This is a genomic window from Halanaerobium hydrogeniformans (assembly GCF_000166415.1).
GTDB lineage: Bacteria > Bacillota > Halanaerobiia > Halanaerobiales > Halanaerobiaceae > Halanaerobium > Halanaerobium hydrogeniformans.
The window spans coordinates 1,617,275-1,635,132 of the sequence record NC_014654.1 but is presented as its reverse complement, the minus strand read 5'-3'; the positions used below and the strand labels follow the sequence as shown (position 1 = coordinate 1,635,132).

The window sequence follows — 17,858 nt, the reverse complement described above, 5'->3', positions numbered from 1 at the left end:
ATATTATAAAGGGGCGAAAACATTGCTGGAGTTAACAAATAAAGAAATCGCAAAAATTCTTAACGAGTTTGCCGATCTCCTTGCCATTAAAGGAGAAAACGATTTTAAAATTAGAGCCTATTCTAATGCTGCCCGTAAAATTGAATCTTTAAGTGATGATATCAGCTCTCTGGCAGCTGAAGATAAACTTAAAGAAATAAAGGGTATCGGCAGTGGGATAGCTGAAACTCTTATGGAAATACTTGAAAACGGAATAATAGAAGAAATGGAGACCATCAAAGCTGAGCTGCCCCACGGGGTGGTAGAAATGACAAATATACCTGGTCTGGGACCTAAGACTGCCCACCGCTTTTATTATGAGCTGGGCATAGAAGATTTAATTAGCTTAGAAAATGCTCTCAAAGAGGCTAAGGTTAGAGAGCTGAAAGGCTTTGGTAAAAAATCAGAAGAAAAGCTATTACACGGACTCAAAAATTATGAAAAATATGTTGATAAAATAATCTTAAGTGAGGCCCTTAAAACAGCAGGAATCATAATTGCAGAAATCAAAGAAAAAGTTGAATCAGAATATTTTTCTCAAATAGAAGTCTGTGGAAGTTCCAGAAGGGGTAAAGAAATGACAGGTGATCTCGATATTTTGATCGCTACCGAAAAGCCAGAAGAACTGAGTCCTCTTTTAACCCAGCTCGACTTTGCAGCAGAAATTATCGGGGCTGGTGATACCAAAGTCAGTATTCGTACCCGGAAAGGCATACAGACCGACTTTAGGCTTGTTGCAGAAGATGAATTTCCTTCTGCCCTCCATTATTTTACCGGTTCTCAGGCCCACAATGTAAGGATGAGACAGCTGGCAAAAGATAAAAATCTTAAATTAAATGAATATGGCTTAATCAGAGAAGATGGTAGTAAAGAAGAGCTTAATTCTGAATCTGATATCTTTAATATCTTAGGTCTAGATTATATTATCCCTGAACTACGGGAAGACCAGGGAGAAATCGAGGCTGCTCAAAATGGTAGTTTACCTCAGAGTATCAGACTGGAGGATATTAAAGGTGATTTACACCTTCACTCTCGCTACAGTGATGGAGCCTTTACAATTAAAAAAATGGCTCAAAAAGCTGCCGAAAGAGGTTATGAATATATTGCAGTTACAGATCATTCGCAATCATTAAATATTGCCGGAGGTTTATCACCTCAGGATTTAAGAAAACAGATCAAAGAAATAGAAGAACTTAATCAGGATTTTAGCGACTTTAATATATTAAAGGGAGTTGAAGTAGATATATTAAAAGATGGCAGCCTTGATTATGATGAAGAATTACTGGCAGAACTTGACTTTGTAATCGCTTCTGTGCACAGTAATTTTAATCTACCCTATCAGGAGATGACTGAGCGGATAGTTAAAGCTGTAAAAAACCCTCAGGTAAATGTCTTAGGCCATCCGCGGGGCAGAATGCTGGGTGGTAGAGCTCCCTATGATTTTGATTTAGAAAAAGTAATTGCTGCAGCTGTTGAGGCTAAGACAGCTTTAGAGATCAATGCTTCCCCACAGAGGCTCGATTTAAATGCGGAATGGGCCAGAAAAGCCAAAAAAGCAGGTGCTTTAATTTCTATCAATACTGATGCCCACCACTATAATCAATATGCTGATATTGAGCTCGGTGTGAAAACTGCCAGAAGAGGCTGGTTAGAAAAAGATGATGTTATAAACTGTTTTTCCTATCAGAGGTTAATGGAATTTTTAAAATAAAAACTCCGGAGGTAATAAATTTTGAAAGAACATAGTCTGGAAGTTTTAGAATACTATAAAATAATAAATATGACTGCCGAACGGGCAGCTACCAGAGTTGGTAAAGAAATTGTGGAGAATTTAAAACCGGTTAATAATGAAGCCTATATTAAAGAAAAGTTGGCTGAAGTAACTGCTTTAAAAACGATGATTACTGAGTTTGGGAAACTCCCCTTTGGTGGAATAAGAGATATTAGAGAATCCTTAAAAAAAGCAGAAAAAGGCTCGGTGCTTTCTACTGATAAAATCAATGATATCCGCAATACACTGCGGGGAATCAAAGAGATAGATAAATATTTTGTGAAGATCAAAGATGAGCTTGATCCCAGAATTATAGAAAGAGAATATCAGCTTCTTTATGAGATAACAGCAGAGCTGCTGCCGAGAGAAAAGCTGGCCCGGGAGATAGACCGCTGTATTAATGATTATGGAGAAATAGCAGATGATGCAAGTTCAAAACTAAAATCACTGCGGGCTAAGATCGATTCTATAGAAAACGGGATCAGGGACAAACTTGACTCGATTATTAAAAGCAGCAAATATCAGGATATGCTGCAGGAAAGTATCGTTACCAAAAGAGAAAATCGCTATGTAGTTCCGGTTAAACAGGAGCACCGTAATAAATTTGATGGAATTATCCATGGCCAATCTGCTAGTGGTTTAACCCTCTTTATGGAACCGATGGCCGTTGTTCGCTTAAATAATCAGCTGAGGGAAGTTAGGGCCCAGGAAAGTGCAGAAATCCAGCGGATACTCCAGGTTTTAAGTTCAAAAATAGCTGAGCAGGCAGAAATAATAAAAAAAGATTTAAAGATTATATCTCACCTTGATGTAATATCTGCTTCAGCTCGTTTTAGTCTTGATCATGACTGTAATGCTCCTGATATTAATCAGGAAGGTTTAATCGACTTAAAAGAGGCCAGACATCCCCTTTTAAAAGAAGAGCCGGTTCCAATTGATGTCCAGCTTGGAGATCAGATTTCCACCCTGGTTATTACGGGTCCAAACACCGGTGGTAAAACCGTTTCTTTAAAAACGGTTGGTCTTTTAACCTTAATGGCCCAGACGGGAATGCATATTCCGGCTAAAGCCAATTCAACCATCGCGGTATTTAAAAAGGTCTTTGCTGACATAGGTGATGAACAGAGTATTGAGCAAAGCTTAAGTACTTTTTCTTCCCACATGACAAAGATCAAAGAATTTCTGGCTGAGTCAGACTCTAATACCCTCGTTTTAATGGATGAACTTGGAGTAGGTACTGATCCAGAAGAAGGGGCAGCCTTAGGTATTTCAATTTTAGAAGAGCTGCAGCAAAAAGGAGCTGTAACAATTGCTACTACCCATTACAGTCAGCTTAAAAGTTATGCTTATGGGGCAGACAATGTAGAAAATGCCTCGGTTGAATTTGATATCGAATCACTTAGACCAACCTATAATTTGATTATGGGAGTTCCAGGTGGTTCTAATGCCTTTGAAATAGCCTTAAGGCTTGGTATTCCGGAAGGGATTATTAAACGGGCTAGAAGTCTTTTAACAGAGGAAGAAATCAAGGTAGAAGATATAATCAATGAATTAAATCAGGAAAGAAAACGCTATAAAAGGTTAAGAGAAGAGATGGAAGAATACAGAAGACGGGAAAAAGAACTAAAAGAAAAATACGAAAAAATGATCGCAGAACAGCAGCAAAAACATGAGGAAGAAATGGAAAAAGCCCGGCAAAAAGCAGAAGAACTGGTTGTTAAAACAAAAAAAGAAACCAGGCGGATCATAAGTTCTTTAAAAGAGAAAGATTATAGCAAACGTTCAGAGGTAGATAGAGCTCAAACTGAAGCCAATAAAGACTTAAAAGATTTGGAAAATATCTTAGAAAAGAAAAACAAAGCAATTGATGACGGAACCGAGAAAGACCTTGTTGTTGGTGATCAGGTCAGGGTTAACAGTATCGGTAGAAAAGGAGAGATAATCTCTATTGATGAAGAAAAAGCTGAGGCTAAAATTCAGGCTGGGATTATGAAAGTGACCGCTTCTTTAAGCGATTTAGTTAAGGTAGATATCCCGGAAAGCGAAGAAGAAGAGCTGCTTAAAAAATACCGGGTTCAAAAATCACAACATGTTTCTCCTAAGATCGATTTAAGGGGAGAAAGATATGGTGCAGCCCAGAGTCAGCTTGATAAATATCTTGATGATGCTTTTTTAGCAGGGCTTAATGAGGTAGAAATAGTCCACGGTAAAGGAACCGGTGCTCTAAGAGAAGCAGTAGAAGAAATCCTAGAAAAAAACCCCCATGTCTCCGATTTCCGCCTGGGAAGGCAGAGAGAGGGAGGCACAGGGGTTACTATTGCTAAACTAAATTAATCTTTATTCTTCATCATCACCTCTGAAAATATCGAATATTCTTCTTAAAGTCCCTGATCTAGAATCATCTTCATGGATATCACAGGAGCGGGAAGGCCTTGTTTCAAAACGAGGAGTTCCGTTCCTGTTTAATTTTGGAATGCCATATTCTTCATCTATCTGCTGTATAGGCTCTCCGGTTTCAATCCTATAAGTACCTCTTACTAGATCTTCATAGTCTTTGTTGGGATTAACCTCAACAAATGTTTTCTGGGTGGGCCCTATTCTAATCCCAGAACCTTCTATATAATGTCTTTCCTCAACCTGATCTTCAGGACAATTACTGGTGGCAATCAAACCACTTTCAGTATCTATTTTCAGAGTTTCTACAGGACCATGTAAATCAGAAGTTTCTTCTGGTTCAGTTCCTTTTTTATATGGTAAAACATCTATTCTTGGTGCATATTCATTTGCTTTTAAACCGGTATAAGGGTCAACCGCAACTTCCACGATATTTTCTGGAACCTGGAAGTCAATTACAGGCATATCTTCAGAAATTTCACGCATATATTCTCCCCAGATTTGAGCGGCCTCTCCACTGGAAACAGTTTTGGTATCATATTCCATCGAGCGCCTTGTATCTTCTCCTATCCAGACAGCTGTTGCTATTTGAGGAGTATAACCTACAAACCAGGCATCAGTATATTCGTTAGTGGTTCCTGTTTTACCTGCTACATCTCTATCCATCTGGGCTCTCCGACCTGTACCATCTTTGATAACACTCTCTAACATCGAAGTCATCAAATAGCTGTCAGCTTCAGACATAACAAGTCTTTTATGAGGTTGAGCTTCATAAATTAAATTATCATGACGGTCATAAACCTTTTCTATAGAATAAGGCCTATTATAAACTCCCTGGTTGGCAAAAACACTGTAAGCTGCTGTCATTTCTAGAGGAGAAACACCTCTATTTAAACCACCTAAAGCAAGTGAATAATGGTCATCAAGGCCATCACTATTGGTAAAGGTAGTTACCCCAAGATTTTCTGTTAAATCTATGGTGTTTTGAACTCCAATATCCTGGATTAGTTTAACTGCTGCAACATTTACAGAATGGGTTAAGGCAGTATTAAGGTTGATCAAACCTCTGTATTGATCTCCATAATTGCGAGGCCAGATACTTAAGTGATCTCTACCGGTTTCAGATGCCAGCATCGGTAAATCATTAACTACACTGCCTGTTGTATAATCATCTTCTGCCAGAGCGGCTGCATAAACAAATGGTTTAAAGGCAGAGCCGGGCTGTCTTACCGCCTGATGAGCTCTATTAAATTGATCGGTTCCTCTTCCACCTACCATCGCTCTAATAGCACCTGAGTTAACATCTAAACTAACTAAAGCCATCTGAGGCTGGAGGTGTTCACTCTGGCCGCTGGAAAAAGAAGGTATATAATTATTATCAATTTTTGCCTGAATTCTTTCTTCAGCAACTTTCTGCATATCAGTATCGATAGTGGTATGTACTTTTAAACCACCACTGTAAACCATAGAAGCTCCAAATTGATTGATCAGCTGATCTCTAATATAGAGTAAAAAGTAATAAGCACTCTGAGTTGGACTTTCATCACCACTTATATCCAGTTCGAGTTCTTCATTCTTAGCTGCCTCTGCTTCTGCTTCAGATATATAATCTAGATCAGCCATTCTATCTAAAACAACATTTCTTCTTGAGATAGCCCGTTCCGGATTGTTTAAAGGAGAATAATTATTTGGTGATTGAGGTAAACCGGCGATCAAAGCTGCTTCTGCCAGGTCTAGTTCATCAACACTTTTGCCGAAGTACTGAATAGAAGCAGTTTCTACTCCATAAGCACTGTGGCCTAAAAAGATCTCATTTAAATACATCTCTAAAATTTCGGATTTGGTATACATTCTTTCAAATTGAATAGCCAGATAAGCTTCCTGTAACTTCCTATAAAAAGATTTTTCTAAGGTTAAAAAAGAATTTCTGGCCAGCTGCTGGGTGATGGTGCTCGCACCCTGAGCAAGTCTTCTCTGCTGAATATTGGCGACCATAGCCCTAACAATACCCCAGTAATCTATTCCATGGTGAACATAAAAATTAGTATCTTCTATTGCTATAATTGCATTTTTTAAATCATCAGGAATTCTTTCCAGGGGTACATAGACCCGGTTTTCTTTAAAAAGTTTGGATAATAACTCACCATCTGAGTCATAGATCATCGTAGCTTCACTTGAACCTTTATACTCAGAAATATCAGGAGTGTCCCGGATTATCCAGGTTACAGCACCTAAGATAGCACCTGTGCCAAGGGCAAATATTACTATAATAGTGACTAATATTATTTTTTTGTATTTCTTCTTCATTAACTTACCTCCTGTCAGAAAATATTATAACATAAAACAGCTGTTTATGGTACCCCTTGTTAGTAATTAATCTATCTGTTATAATAAAATGACAAAGGATACAGGAGGTGAACAGCCTGTTGAATTGAATATAAGACAGGCGTTTTTTATGGAAATTAATGAACAGTTAAAAATATTGAAAAGAGGGGTCAGTGACCTGATCTCAGAAGAAGAGTTAAAAGAAAAATTGATTGAAGCCGAAAAAGAGGGACGTCCTCTAAAAGTTAAACTGGGACTTGATCCAACTGCACCTGACATCCATCTGGGTCATACTGTAGTTCTGCGTAAATTAAAGCAGTTTCAGGATTTAGGTCATCAGGTTTATTTAATAATCGGTGATTTTACAGGTATGATAGGAGATCCAACCGGAAAATCTGAAACGAGAAAACAGCTGACAAAAGAAGAGGTCAGAGAAAATGCACTTACATATCAGGAACAATTTTCGAAGGTTTTAGATAGAGATAAAACAAAACTTGTCTATAATAGTGACTGGTTGAGTGAAATGAAATTTAGCGATGTTTTAGAACTTTCTGCCCAGTATACTGTGGCCAGGATGCTGGAAAGAGATGATTTTTCCAAACGTTATAAAGCTGGAAAACCGATCGGGATCCACGAATTTTTCTATCCTTTAATGCAGGGTTATGATTCGGTTGCGATCGAAGCAGATGTAGAACTTGGTGGTACTGATCAGCGTTTTAACCTTCTGGTTGGTAGAAACCTGCAGAAAGAATATGGTCAGGATTCTCAGGTAATAATAACCATGCCTTTATTAGAAGGTTTAGATGGAGTTAACAAGATGAGTAAAAGTCTTGATAATTATATAGGAGTTTATGATAAACCGGCAGATATGTATGGTAAGGTAATGTCGATGCCTGATGAACTAATTGCCCGCTATTATGAGCTTTTAACAGATATTTCAATTGAACAATTAAATGAGATTAAAGCTAAACTTAATCGGGATGATTTTAATCCAATGCAGCTTAAAAAAGAACTGGCTGCAGAACTGGTTAGAGAATATCATGATGAAGAAGCTGCTCAATATGCAGCTCAGGAATTTGAAAATGTATTTTCACAGGGTAATTTACCTGATGATATACCAGAGGTAAAAATAGAGAAATCCGAGCTTGATGAGGGAGAACTCTGGATAGTTAAAATTGTTGCTGCTACAGGTCTGGTTGATTCTAACAGTGAAGCCAGAAGGATGATCAAACAGGGTGCAGTAACTATTGATGGTGAAAAATATGATAAAATAAATTTAGATCTTGAAGTAAAAGATGGGATGATAGTTCAGATCGGGAAAAGGCGCTTTGCTCAAATTAAACTGAGCTAGTTTGATTTGCTATCATACTTTTTGTTGATTTAATAATTAAAATTGTTTTAAATTACTTTCAGACATGATCTTCACAACGCTTTTCATTTAAAATTAATTATGGATTGTTCTAACTCCCTTCGGTCAGACAGGGAACAATCTTAATCACAATTAATTTTATTCAAAGCTGTTTCGATCAAATTATCTGAAAGTAATTCAAAATCAACATAATATACTTACTAAAAACCAAACTTACTTTATTGAATAACTATGAGTAGAAAGGAAGGTCTGATTAATGATAAAAACTGGAGATGAAATACGGCAGGCTTATTTAGATTTTTTTGAGTCAAAAGATCACCTGGTACTTGATAGTGCTCCTTTGGTACCGAAAAATGATCCAAGCCTGCTCTGGATAAATGCAGGGATGGCTCCCTTTAAAGCCTATTTTGACGGCAGCTTAGAACCACCTCACCCCAGAATAGCTACCAGTCAAAAATGTATTAGAACCAATGATATAGAGAATGTCGGGAAAACAGCCCGTCATCACACCTATTTTGAGATGCTGGGTAATTTTTCTTTTGGTGATTATTTTAAAGAAAAAGCCATAATCTGGGCCTGGGAATTTGTGACAGAGGTTTTAGAGTTTGAAGAAGATAGACTCTGGATTACAATCTATAAAGATGATGATGAAGCCCATGATATCTGGCAAAAAAAGGTTGGCCTACCCGAAGAGAGAATCGTCAGAATGGGTAAAAAAGAAAATTTCTGGCAGATAGGTACCGGACCCTGTGGTCCCTGTTCTGAAATCCACTATGATCGGGGGATAGAATTCGGGGACAGCAGTGAAGATGTTCTGGGTGGAGAAGGAGATAGATTTTTAGAAATCTGGAACCTCGTATTTACCCAGTATAATTATACTGAAGCTGGAGAATATAAAGAGCTGCCAAATAAAAATATTGATACCGGAATGGGTTTAGAAAGGGTAGCCTCTATATTACAGAATACCAAAACAAATTTTGAAACTGATTTGATCAAGCCTATTATAGATGAAGTTGTAGCAAAAACTGGGATCGCTTATCAAAAAGATGATGAAAGTCAGACTGCCTACAGGGTGATCGCTGACCATATCCGCTCAGTTGCTGTTGCAATTTCTGATGGAGCTTTACCTTCAAATGAGGGTAGGGGTTATGTAATCAGGCGTTTAATCCGCCGTGCTGCTCGTTATGGCCGTAAAATTGGCTTTACAGAGCCATTTTTGTATGAGCTGGTAAAAACCACTGCTGAAGTTGTAAAGGGTGTAGCACCTGATTTAAAGCAGCAGCTGGCCCATGTAGAAAATGTGATCAAATCTGAAGAAGAAAGTTTTTTAAAGACCTTAGAACAGGGTTTAAATATCTTAGAAGATTTTTTAGTTGATCTCAAAGCTGAAAACAAAGAAGTTTTAAGTGGTAAAAATGCTTTCATATTATATGATACCTATGGTTTTCCCCTTGATTTAACCAAAGATATTGCTTCTGAAGCGGGAATCATGGTTGATGAAGAGGGTTTTGAAGCAGAAATGGCAGCCCAGCGAAAAAGAGCTAGAGAAGCAAGAGAGGAAACTTCTTTTAGCAGTGGCGAAATTGATAAACTTTATGCCTCTTTTAAAGCAGAAGTTGAGGCAGTAGAGTTTACCGGTTACCATTCTCTAACCGAAGAAAGCGAAGTGGTTGGAATAGTTAGAGAAAATCAAAAGCTTCAATCGATCAAAAAAGGAGAAGAAGCCAACCTTGTCCTCCATAAAACACCTTTTTATGCTGAAAGTGGAGGTCAGCTTGGTGATAAAGGTATTATTAAAAATGAAAATTTTGAAGCCAAAGTTTTAAATACCTTTGCCAGAGCTAAATTACCCGTGCATAAGGTTAAGGTAGAAAAAGGTGAACTTAAAAGAGGAGACAGTGTTAAGGCTGTTGTTTATGATGACCGCAGAAAAGCAACTGCCCGTCATCATTCTGCAACCCATCTGCTTCATAAAACCTTAAAAGAAGTTCTGGGAGAACATGTCAACCAGTCAGGTTCATTAGTTGCCCCAGAAAAACTTCGTTTTGATTTTACCCATTTTTCCGCCTTAAGTGATCAGGAATTAAATGAAATCGAAAAGCGGATTAATAAAGCGGTAATGGAAAACTATCCGGTCGAAACAGAAGAAAAAGCCTTAGAAGAGGCAAAAGCTATGGGAGCAGAAGCCCTTTTTGGTGAAAAATATGATGAAGAGGTTAGAGTTGTAAAGATGGGAGATTACAGTTTAGAACTCTGTGGAGGTACCCATGTAGATGCAACCGGTGATATCGGACCTTTTAAGATAATCTCAGAAAGTGGTATAGCAGCCGGGGTCAGAAGGATCGAAGCAGTTGTAGGAGAGTTTGCCCTTGATTATTTTAACGAAAAAGTTGATATTTTAAATCAGGCTGCTGCAGAATTAAAAACCGAGCCTGATCAGGTTGCAGATAGAATTAAAGACCTGCAGAAAGAGAAAAAAGAACTGCAGAAAGAACTTCAGTCACTTAAACAGAAGCTGGCCGGTTCTAAAAAGGATGAACTTTTAGATAAGCTTAAAAATGTGGCGGGAATTAATGTTCTTACAGCAGAGCTATCTGAACTTGATAATCAGGGTCTGCGGAATTTAATCGATCAACTCAAAGATAAACTTGATTCTGCTGTAATAGTGCTGGCAAGTAAGGGGCAGAACAAGGTTGTTTTTGTTGCCTCAGTTACTGCAGATTTAATAGAGCAGGGTTTTCATGCTGGCAAGATAATTTCAGAGGTCGCTCAAGTTGCCGGTGGTGGTGGAGGTGGCAGACCTGATATGGCCCAGGCAGGTGGAAGTAAAGTAGATAAAACCGCTGCCGCACTGGCTAAAGTAGAAGAAATTATAAAAAAGCAGGCTTAAAAAAAGGAATTAACTGCTGACTGAAGAAATTAATAAATAAGGAAAATAAAAAGACAGGATGTGATAACATGGCCGCTGATGACATTAATGACAAAACGATGCGATTTAAAATCCAAAAAGAAGATATTAGTGAGGCTGGATTTGTACTTAAAAAAGTATCTAAAGCCTTAGAAGAGAAGGGTTATAATCCAATCAGTCAAATTGTCGGATATTTACTTTCTGGTGATCCTGCCTATATAACAAGTTATAAAGATGCTAGAACAATGATCAGAACTATTGATAGAGATGAGATTATTGAAGAGCTGCTCAGCAGTTATCTGGAAGATTAATCTCAGCAGATACTGGCATTCTAAATCGCTTCTTGCTCTAAGTTGAGCTGGAGGCGATTTTTTTCTGCATTAATTTGCTTATTTAAGAGAATAATTATATAATAATTTATTGAAAGAAATATAATTGGAGGCTGAGAGATTGCGAATTCTGGGAATAGATTATGGAAACAAAAGAGTTGGGATCGCTGTTAGTGATGCCCTGGGTTGGACGGCTCAACCCCTGACAACACTTAAACAGCACGGACATCAGGAACTTTTAGTAGAACTAAGACAATATATAGAAAAATATGATGTGGAAAAAATTATTGTTGGGATGCCCTATAATATGGATGGCAGTAGAGGAAAAAGGGCAGAAATTACCCAGGCTTTTATTAATTTTTTAAAAAACAATTTAGAAATTCCCGTTGAAATTCAGGATGAGAGGTTAACAACTTCTCAGGCAGAAAACATTCTCCTGGAAGCAGATCTCAGCAGAAGCAGGCGTAAAGATGTTATCGATAAATTAGCAGCAGCTTTGATATTACAATCTTATCTTGATTTGAACAATTAATCACTAGAAAGGGGTAATAATAATGAGTGATGGACAATTTTGGATCGATGAAGAAAAAAAACAGCTAGTTTTATCTGATGGGGAAAGTGAAAGTAGATTTTATATAGAAGATGATCTTATTATCGAAGGAACTAAATATCTGATCATCGTTGATTCTGAAGGAGATGAAGACACTGCAGCCACCGTTATAAAAATAATTAATGAAGGTGGAGAAGAGTTAATAGCTCCGGTTGAAGATGAAGAAGAATTTAAAAAGGTAAAACATGAATATACAACTAAAGGTTAAGCTTTAAAATGATTTTAAAGAGGGAGGGTATGAACTTGAAAAAAAGAGCTTTAATATTTTTATTAGCTATTTTAGTGCTTGCTGTTTTTATCAGGACATACTCTCTTTTAGAAGCAGTTAATGAAAAAGATCAAAGTCAACAGATTGTGGAGATAAGATCTGGAATGTCAGGCCGGGATATTTCCAATCTCCTGGCAGAAGAAGGTCTAATTAAATCCGCAGATGTTTTTTATCTTTTAATAAGGGTAAAAAATAGTAATTTACGCTCAGGTCATTATGGCTTTTCTCCGGCTGATGATGCTTTTAGTATTTTAGAAAGCCTGGAAAAAGGAGATGAGCTGCAGTTTCAGCTTACAGTTCCCGAGGGCTTTACGATCAGGGAGATTATCGAGCGGCTGGCCGGGTTAGAAAGACCTGATTATCAAAGACATAAACTGGCTGAAGCTTTTAACGATCAGGCCCAGCTATTAAATTTTGAGGAAGCCCAACTGCAGAGGGAAGAAATTATAGAAGCTGCTGAAGGACTTGTGATCCCAGATACTTATAGATTTCCTTTAAGTTACAGTGAAGAACAGCTGGTCAGGGATTTAATCAATAATTTTAATAGACAGAGATTACCTCAATTGAGAGAAGCGGCAGCAGAAAGTGAATATGATGCCTATCAACTGCTTATTATAGCCTCTTTAATCGAAACAGAGGGTAAATTAGATTCAGAAAATGAAATCATCGCTTCTGTAATCTATAATCGTTTAGATAGGGGAATGCCCCTTCAACTTGATGCAACAGTACAGTATGTATTACCCGAACGCAAATCAAGGCTCTTTTATGTTGACCTGGAGGTAGAGTCTCCCTATAATACCTATCAAATCGACCAATTACCTCCTGCACCGATCGCAAATCCAGGAACAAGAGCACTTTTAGCTGCAATAGAACCGGCTGAAAGTGATTATCTATTTTATTTTGCCAGAGATGATGGCAGTCATGTTTTTACAGAAAGTTATCAACAACATCTAGAAAAACAGAGGCAGTTAGATTAGTGGGAGCTTAAAATGCAGAAAACAGAAATTAACCAAAAATTTTCTCAGCAAAAATATATTGATCCGGAATTTAAAGCTTTAGAAGAACTATGCTTAAAAGATCAGATCCCGATTATAGATCGGGATGCAGCCGACTTTTTAAAGCTGCAGTTAAAGATAAAACAACCCAAAAGGGTTTTAGAAATAGGTACAGCCTATGGTTTCTCTACCCTTTTGATAGCTAAAAATACCCCTCAAAACTGTAGGATTACCAGTCTGGAGATCGATACTTTTCGGGCAGAATGTGCAAAAAAAGAAATTGAAAAGACAGCTTATGCTGCCAAGATAAATATCAAAACGGGTGATGCACTTGATATTTTAATGTATTTAAAGCAAAATTTTGATTTTATATTTTTAGATGCTGCTAAAGGGCAGTATCTTTATCTTTTTGAGTACATCATGGAAATACTTGCTCCAGCAGGAATTTTGCTGGCAGATAATGTTCTCTACAAAGGAAAGGTTTTAAAAGACAAAAAAGCAAGAGCAAAAATCAGAACCATAGTAAATAATTTAAAAAAGTATTTAACTATTGTAATGAACCATCCTGAGCTTGATTCGACCATAATTACGGCCGGAGATGGGATTGCAATAAGCAGGAGGAAAGATAATAATGGAAAAAGTAGAACTGCTGGCCCCGGCCGGTAATTTAGAAAAATTAAAAACAGCCTTTGTTTTTGGAGCTGATGCTGTATATTGTGGTGGTTTGGACTTTGGACTCAGAGCTGGAGCTGCCAACTTCAGTTTAGAAGAGCTAAAAGAGGGTTTAGATTATGCCCATCAGCGGGATAAAAAGGTTTATTTGACCTTAAATATGATTCCCCATAATCAGGAACTTGCCGAACTTCCAGAATATATAGATAAACTTAAAGAGCTTGCTCTAGATGGACTTATCATCTCTGATCCGGGTGTTTTTGCCCTGGTCAGAGAAAAAATGCCGGATATTGATATCCATATCAGTACCCAGGCCAATAATGTTAACTGGGCTTCAGCTCTTTTCTGGGCTGAACAGGGAGCAGAGCGGGTTATACTGGCCAGGGAGCTTAGCTTTGAGGAGATCAAGGAAATGGCAGCAAAATGCCGGGATAAAATAGAGCTGGAAGTATTTATCCATGGTGCAATGTGTATTTCCTATTCTGGTCGCTGTCTTTTGAGCAATTATTTAGTTGATCGAGATGCCAACCGGGGAGACTGTGCTCAATCATGCCGCTGGCAGTATCATCTGGTCGAAGAGCAGAGACCCGGTGAATACTACCCGATCGAGGAAAATGAACAGGGAACTTTTATCTTTAACTCCAGGGATTTAAATCTGGCAGAAGAGATCCCAGAATTAATAGAGCTTGGCTTAAGCAGTTTAAAAATTGAAGGCAGGATGAAAAGTGTTCATTATGCTGCAACAGTCGTTAATACCTACCGCCAGATAATAGACAATTATTATCAGGACCCGGAAAACTACCAGCCTGATCAGGATCTTTTGGCAGAATTGAGAAAGATCAGCCACCGGGATTATACTAAGGGCTTTTATTACGGCAAACCTGGTGCTGAAGGACAGCGCTATCAGAGTTCTTCTTATTTAAGAAGCTATGATTTTATGGGAGTGGTAAAAAAGAACTTAAAAGATAAAAATGAAATCCTTGTTGAAGTTAGAAATAAGATATTTAAAGGTAATAGTTTAGAAGTTCTCTCTCCCGGAGAAAAATCTTATACAATTGAGGTAGATTATATTATTGATTCCGATGGCAATCAGGTTGAGGCTGCTCCTCATCCCAAAGAATTGATAATTATCGGCACAGAAAAAGCGGTTAAAACAGGTTCTTTATTGAGAAGAGAAAAAAACAAAGCAGATAATGGGAGCTAAAATATAATGAAAGATACAAAAAAAATCAGGTATAAGGTTGATCCTAAAGAAATAAACTTTATCGATATGATAATTAAGGCTTATGAAGGTATAGGAACCGTCAATGTTGACCATGATAATCCAGGTCAGATCTGGATAGATGTTACAGAAGGAACCGAAGCAGAAGTAAAAGAAGTAATGGCAGATTTAGGAGATCAGTTTTATGTAGAATTAATAGAAGAATGATTGTTAAATTAATTACAATCAGTTAAATTGTTGAAAAAGAACATTTGACTTTAGTTCATTTATTGTTTATTATAAGGGTGAGATTTGATTATAACTATTGATAAGGAAATAAGTGAACACATAGAAATTTAAGGAGGAAATATATTTTAGAAATAATTATAAGGAAACAACAGGGAGGGATATGCTGATGTTGAGAAAAAGAACTATTTTATTCTCACTTCTAATTCTCCTCATAATGGTTACTTTCGTAAATGTAGATCAGGCAGAAGCTGATTACTTAAATGAATTTGGCAGCAGAGCTCTGAGTAGAGGAAACGAAGGTTTAGATGTAGCAGTATTACAACAGAAATTAAAACAATTAAATTATTATAATAGCAGTTTAGATGGATTATATGGAGATGCAACAGTTGAGGCAGTAAAAGGCTTTCAGCGTGATAATGATTTAAAGGCTGATGGTGTTTTTGCTGAAGCTGAATTCGAAATAATACCAGAATTTGATATATATGATGATTACAATATATCAAGAGATGAGATAATATTACTTGCGAGAGTTATATATGGAGAAGCTAGAGGTGAAAGCTTTAAAGGTAAGATTGCGGTAGGCTCAGTTATAATCAATAGGGTTGAGAGTAATCAATTCCCCGATACTATCAGAGGGGTTGTTACTCAGAGAGGTCAGTTCAGCAGTCTGATGGATGGACAGGCAAATTATCATCCAACAGAAAGCGAAATTGCCGCTGCAAGAGCTGCACTTTTAGGTTATGATCCGACCAGAGGTTCTATCTTTTTCTATAATCCGGATGTAGCAACAAATACAGCCTGGATTTCCAGAAGAGATTTTGTAACCAGAATCGGAGAACATGTTTTTCTTCGTTAATAATTTTTAAAGTTTAAAAGCAAAAAAATAGCACCATATGGTGCTATTTTTTTTAACAAAAGATTTAATTTTTGTAAAAGATGGTTTTTTTTATTTTTAGTCTTGAGTTAATTCGTTCATGTTATCCATACATACTCCACAGATGGTTCTACCTTTATATTCTATAGTGTCATCTGCACTTCCACAGAATATGCAGGCTGGTTCATATTTTTTCAAGACTATTTTTTCTTCGTCAACAAAGATTTCCATTGGATCTTTTTTATTAATATTCATCGTTTTTCTAAGCTCGATAGGAATTACCATTCTACCCAGATCATCAATTTTGCGGACAATACCAGTAGATTTCATATTACCACTCCTTTCTTAACAAATTTCGACAAATTATTCTGTTTATTTCATTATACTATCAATATTTGGAATAGTCAATAGTAAATGATTATTTTTTTAAGTAAATTTTGGATAATTATACCGCATATTTTAATTTCTTATTAATTTTTTGCTTTTTTTATGTTAAAATATAAGTAATGACAAAAAAGTGAGGTGTGAGAATGAAAAATTTCAAAGAAAAATTTAAACTTAAATTAGCAGAAAATAATTATAAATTTACCAGACAGAGGGAAATAATAGTTGAGACCATACTTGAAAATGAAAACTGGCATTTTAATGCTGAAGATCTTTTTGCTGCTGTTAAAGAAAAAGACTCAGAAATCGGGATGGCAACCATCTATAGAACTCTAGAACTTTTAGAAAAACTGGATTTGATCCATATTCTTGACTTTAATGATGATTCAAGAGTATATGAACTATATCTGAAAGATCACCACCATCACCATTTAATCTGCAAAGGCTGTGGAAAATTAGTAGAATTTAGTGATCAGGGTATAGACTACTTTGAAAAAGAACTGGAAGATAAATATGATTTTTCTATTGATGAACACAAGCTCAGGTTCTATGGTTACTGTGGGGATTGCAGGGATAAATAATTAATTAACAAGGAGTTTTTTTATCTTTAGAGAATATACTATATAGAGCAAATAAGAATCTATGCAGAGAGGTAGGTCTAAATTATGGAAGAACCCACTAAACAGTGTTTAAAAGATCTAATAGTTTTTCAAAATCTCGAATCAGAAGAATTAGAGATGATATGCCAAAAATCCTATGCCAAACACTATCAAAAGGGTGAGGTTATTTTTTTTGAAAATGACAGTGTAAAAAAATTATACCTTTTGATAAATGGTAAGGTTAAATTATCGATGCTTTCTGCTGAAGGTAAAGAAAAGGTTTTAACAATTCTCCAGGAAGGTGATATTTTCGGGGAACTTTCTCTTTTTGATGAAGATCCTCATCCTCTGACAGCAGAGGTCATCCAGGAAGCCAGGCTTTTAATAATTCCCTGGAAGGATATGGAGCAGATAATTATGAAAAGGCCGAGTATGGCGATCAAAATTATCGAAGCCCTTTCTAAAAAAACAAGGCTTTTAACAAGTCAGGTTCGCGAACTGGTCTTTCAGGATGCTGCCGGCAGACTGGCCAGTCTTTTATCACGCCTGGCAGAAGATTTCGGCAGGGAGATAGGAGAAGGCACAGTAATTGACCTTGTTTTGACCCATCAAGAAATTGCTAACTTGATCGGCTCATCAAGGGTCACGGTAACAAAATTAATCAACCGCTTTATAGATGATGGTATGATCACAATTAAAAAGAGAAAAATCATAATCAAAGATTTTGAATCATTGGGGGAAAAGCTGCAGACTATTTTTTAATAATTTAGTAGTTAAATATTAAGCCCGGTGATTTAGAAAAAATATACATATCTAAAAAGCGCTGGATTATCTACCAGCGTTTTTTGCAATTAAAATGAAAAATAGGAGG

Annotated in this window: 16 protein-coding genes; 14 read left to right on the top strand and 2 right to left on the bottom strand. The window is 36.9% G+C overall.

The annotated features are described in order from the left end of the window. The first annotated feature begins 22 nt into the window (after nucleotides 1-22). Both polX and HALSA_RS07395 read left to right on the top strand, forming a co-directional pair. A complete protein-coding gene (gene polX / locus HALSA_RS07400) occupies nucleotides 23-1,750 on the top strand; it encodes a DNA polymerase/3'-5' exonuclease PolX (RefSeq protein WP_013405972.1) in 1,728 nt (575 codons plus the stop codon). A 21-nt stretch (nucleotides 1,751-1,771) separates the two neighbouring features. Continuing rightward, entirely contained in the window at nucleotides 1,772-4,144 is a 2,373-nt protein-coding gene (locus HALSA_RS07395) for an endonuclease MutS2 (protein WP_013405971.1), read from the top strand. Between the two features lie 3 nt (nucleotides 4,145-4,147). Here HALSA_RS07395 and HALSA_RS07390 read toward each other — a convergent pair whose 3' ends face one another. Next, on the bottom strand, nucleotides 4,148-6,511 hold the full coding sequence (locus HALSA_RS07390) for a penicillin-binding protein 1A (protein ID WP_013405970.1): 2,364 nt from the start codon (nucleotides 6,509-6,511) through the stop codon (nucleotides 4,148-4,150). Between the two features lie 148 nt (nucleotides 6,512-6,659). On the opposite strand from HALSA_RS07390, the gene tyrS reads away from it, so the two are divergent. The 10 genes from tyrS to HALSA_RS07340 all read left to right on the top strand — a co-directional run bounded on the left by tyrS (nucleotide 6,660) and on the right by HALSA_RS07340 (nucleotide 15,986). Further along, entirely contained in the window at nucleotides 6,660-7,880 is a 1,221-nt protein-coding gene (gene tyrS / locus HALSA_RS07385; RefSeq protein ID WP_041596010.1) for a tyrosine--tRNA ligase, read from the top strand. A 274-nt stretch (nucleotides 7,881-8,154) separates the two neighbouring features. Next, a complete protein-coding gene (gene alaS, locus HALSA_RS07380) occupies nucleotides 8,155-10,788 on the top strand; it encodes an alanine--tRNA ligase (RefSeq protein WP_013405968.1) in 2,634 nt (877 codons plus the stop codon). A 68-nt stretch (nucleotides 10,789-10,856) separates the two neighbouring features. Next, nucleotides 10,857-11,117: an IreB family regulatory phosphoprotein gene (locus tag HALSA_RS07375; RefSeq protein WP_013405967.1), complete on the top strand. Its 261-nt coding sequence runs from the start codon at nucleotides 10,857-10,859 to the stop codon at nucleotides 11,115-11,117. A 139-nt stretch (nucleotides 11,118-11,256) separates the two neighbouring features. Then, nucleotides 11,257-11,667 (top strand): Holliday junction resolvase RuvX, encoded by a 411-nt coding sequence (ruvX, locus tag HALSA_RS07370; RefSeq protein ID WP_013405966.1) that lies wholly within the window; start codon nucleotides 11,257-11,259, stop codon nucleotides 11,665-11,667. A 22-nt stretch (nucleotides 11,668-11,689) separates the two neighbouring features. Then, nucleotides 11,690-11,953: a DUF1292 domain-containing protein gene (locus HALSA_RS07365; protein WP_013405965.1), complete on the top strand. Its 264-nt coding sequence runs from the start codon at nucleotides 11,690-11,692 to the stop codon at nucleotides 11,951-11,953. A gap of 29 nt (nucleotides 11,954-11,982) precedes the next feature. Beyond that, the gene (gene mltG, locus HALSA_RS07360; protein WP_013405964.1) at nucleotides 11,983-12,990 is read left to right on the top strand and encodes an endolytic transglycosylase MltG; all 1,008 of its coding nucleotides are present in this window, start codon (nucleotides 11,983-11,985) and stop codon (nucleotides 12,988-12,990) included. Nucleotides 12,991-13,002: 12 nt separating this feature from the next. Next, the gene (locus tag HALSA_RS07355; protein ID WP_013405963.1) at nucleotides 13,003-13,674 is read left to right on the top strand and encodes an O-methyltransferase; all 672 of its coding nucleotides are present in this window, start codon (nucleotides 13,003-13,005) and stop codon (nucleotides 13,672-13,674) included. Further along, the gene (locus tag HALSA_RS07350) at nucleotides 13,640-14,884 is read left to right on the top strand and encodes a peptidase U32 family protein (protein ID WP_013405962.1); all 1,245 of its coding nucleotides are present in this window, start codon (nucleotides 13,640-13,642) and stop codon (nucleotides 14,882-14,884) included. The genes HALSA_RS07355 and HALSA_RS07350 overlap by 35 nt, the downstream gene beginning before the upstream one ends. A gap of 6 nt (nucleotides 14,885-14,890) precedes the next feature. Then, nucleotides 14,891-15,109, top strand: a complete 219-nt coding sequence (locus HALSA_RS07345) for a DUF4911 domain-containing protein (protein ID WP_013405961.1) — start codon at nucleotides 14,891-14,893, stop codon at nucleotides 15,107-15,109. Between the two features lie 187 nt (nucleotides 15,110-15,296). Continuing rightward, nucleotides 15,297-15,986, top strand: a complete 690-nt coding sequence (locus HALSA_RS07340; protein ID WP_013405960.1) for a cell wall hydrolase — start codon at nucleotides 15,297-15,299, stop codon at nucleotides 15,984-15,986. A 96-nt stretch (nucleotides 15,987-16,082) separates the two neighbouring features. Here the strand turns inward: HALSA_RS07340 and HALSA_RS07335 are convergent, their stop codons facing one another. Further along, nucleotides 16,083-16,334, bottom strand: coding sequence for an AbrB/MazE/SpoVT family DNA-binding domain-containing protein (locus tag HALSA_RS07335; RefSeq protein ID WP_013405959.1), 252 nt, complete (start codon nucleotides 16,332-16,334; stop codon nucleotides 16,083-16,085). 200 nt (nucleotides 16,335-16,534) lie between these two features. Between HALSA_RS07335 and HALSA_RS07330 the strand changes: the two genes are divergently transcribed. Both HALSA_RS07330 and HALSA_RS07325 read left to right on the top strand, forming a co-directional pair. Beyond that, nucleotides 16,535-16,969 (top strand): Fur family transcriptional regulator, encoded by a 435-nt coding sequence (locus tag HALSA_RS07330; RefSeq protein ID WP_013405958.1) that lies wholly within the window; start codon nucleotides 16,535-16,537, stop codon nucleotides 16,967-16,969. An 84-nt stretch (nucleotides 16,970-17,053) separates the two neighbouring features. Then, a complete protein-coding gene (locus HALSA_RS07325) occupies nucleotides 17,054-17,749 on the top strand; it encodes a Crp/Fnr family transcriptional regulator (RefSeq protein ID WP_013405957.1) in 696 nt (231 codons plus the stop codon). Nucleotides 17,750-17,858: the final 109 nt, after the last annotated feature.

Bases quoted from the DNA above. Each gene is read 5' to 3' on its own strand.
- HALSA_RS07330 (WP_013405958.1), top strand. From the start codon at position 16,535: ATGAAAAATTTCAAAGAAAAATTTAAACTTAAATTAGCAGAAAATAAT.
- tyrS (WP_041596010.1), top strand. From the start codon at position 6,660: ATGGAAATTAATGAACAGTTAAAAATATTGAAAAGAGGGGTCAGTGAC.
- HALSA_RS07355 (WP_013405963.1), top strand. From the start codon at position 13,003: ATGCAGAAAACAGAAATTAACCAAAAATTTTCTCAGCAAAAATATATT.
- HALSA_RS07325 (WP_013405957.1), top strand. From the start codon at position 17,054: ATGGAAGAACCCACTAAACAGTGTTTAAAAGATCTAATAGTTTTTCAA.
- HALSA_RS07350 (WP_013405962.1), top strand. From the start codon at position 13,640: ATGGAAAAAGTAGAACTGCTGGCCCCGGCCGGTAATTTAGAAAAATTA.
- HALSA_RS07390 (WP_013405970.1), bottom strand. From the start codon at position 6,511: ATGAAGAAGAAATACAAAAAAATAATATTAGTCACTATTATAGTAATA.
- mltG (WP_013405964.1), top strand. From the start codon at position 11,983: ATGAACTTGAAAAAAAGAGCTTTAATATTTTTATTAGCTATTTTAGTG.
- HALSA_RS07345 (WP_013405961.1), top strand. From the start codon at position 14,891: ATGAAAGATACAAAAAAAATCAGGTATAAGGTTGATCCTAAAGAAATA.
- HALSA_RS07340 (WP_013405960.1), top strand. From the start codon at position 15,297: ATGTTGAGAAAAAGAACTATTTTATTCTCACTTCTAATTCTCCTCATA.
- HALSA_RS07365 (WP_013405965.1), top strand. From the start codon at position 11,690: ATGAGTGATGGACAATTTTGGATCGATGAAGAAAAAAAACAGCTAGTT.
- HALSA_RS07335 (WP_013405959.1), bottom strand. From the start codon at position 16,334: ATGAAATCTACTGGTATTGTCCGCAAAATTGATGATCTGGGTAGAATG.
- HALSA_RS07375 (WP_013405967.1), top strand. From the start codon at position 10,857: ATGGCCGCTGATGACATTAATGACAAAACGATGCGATTTAAAATCCAA.
- alaS (WP_013405968.1), top strand. From the start codon at position 8,155: ATGATAAAAACTGGAGATGAAATACGGCAGGCTTATTTAGATTTTTTT.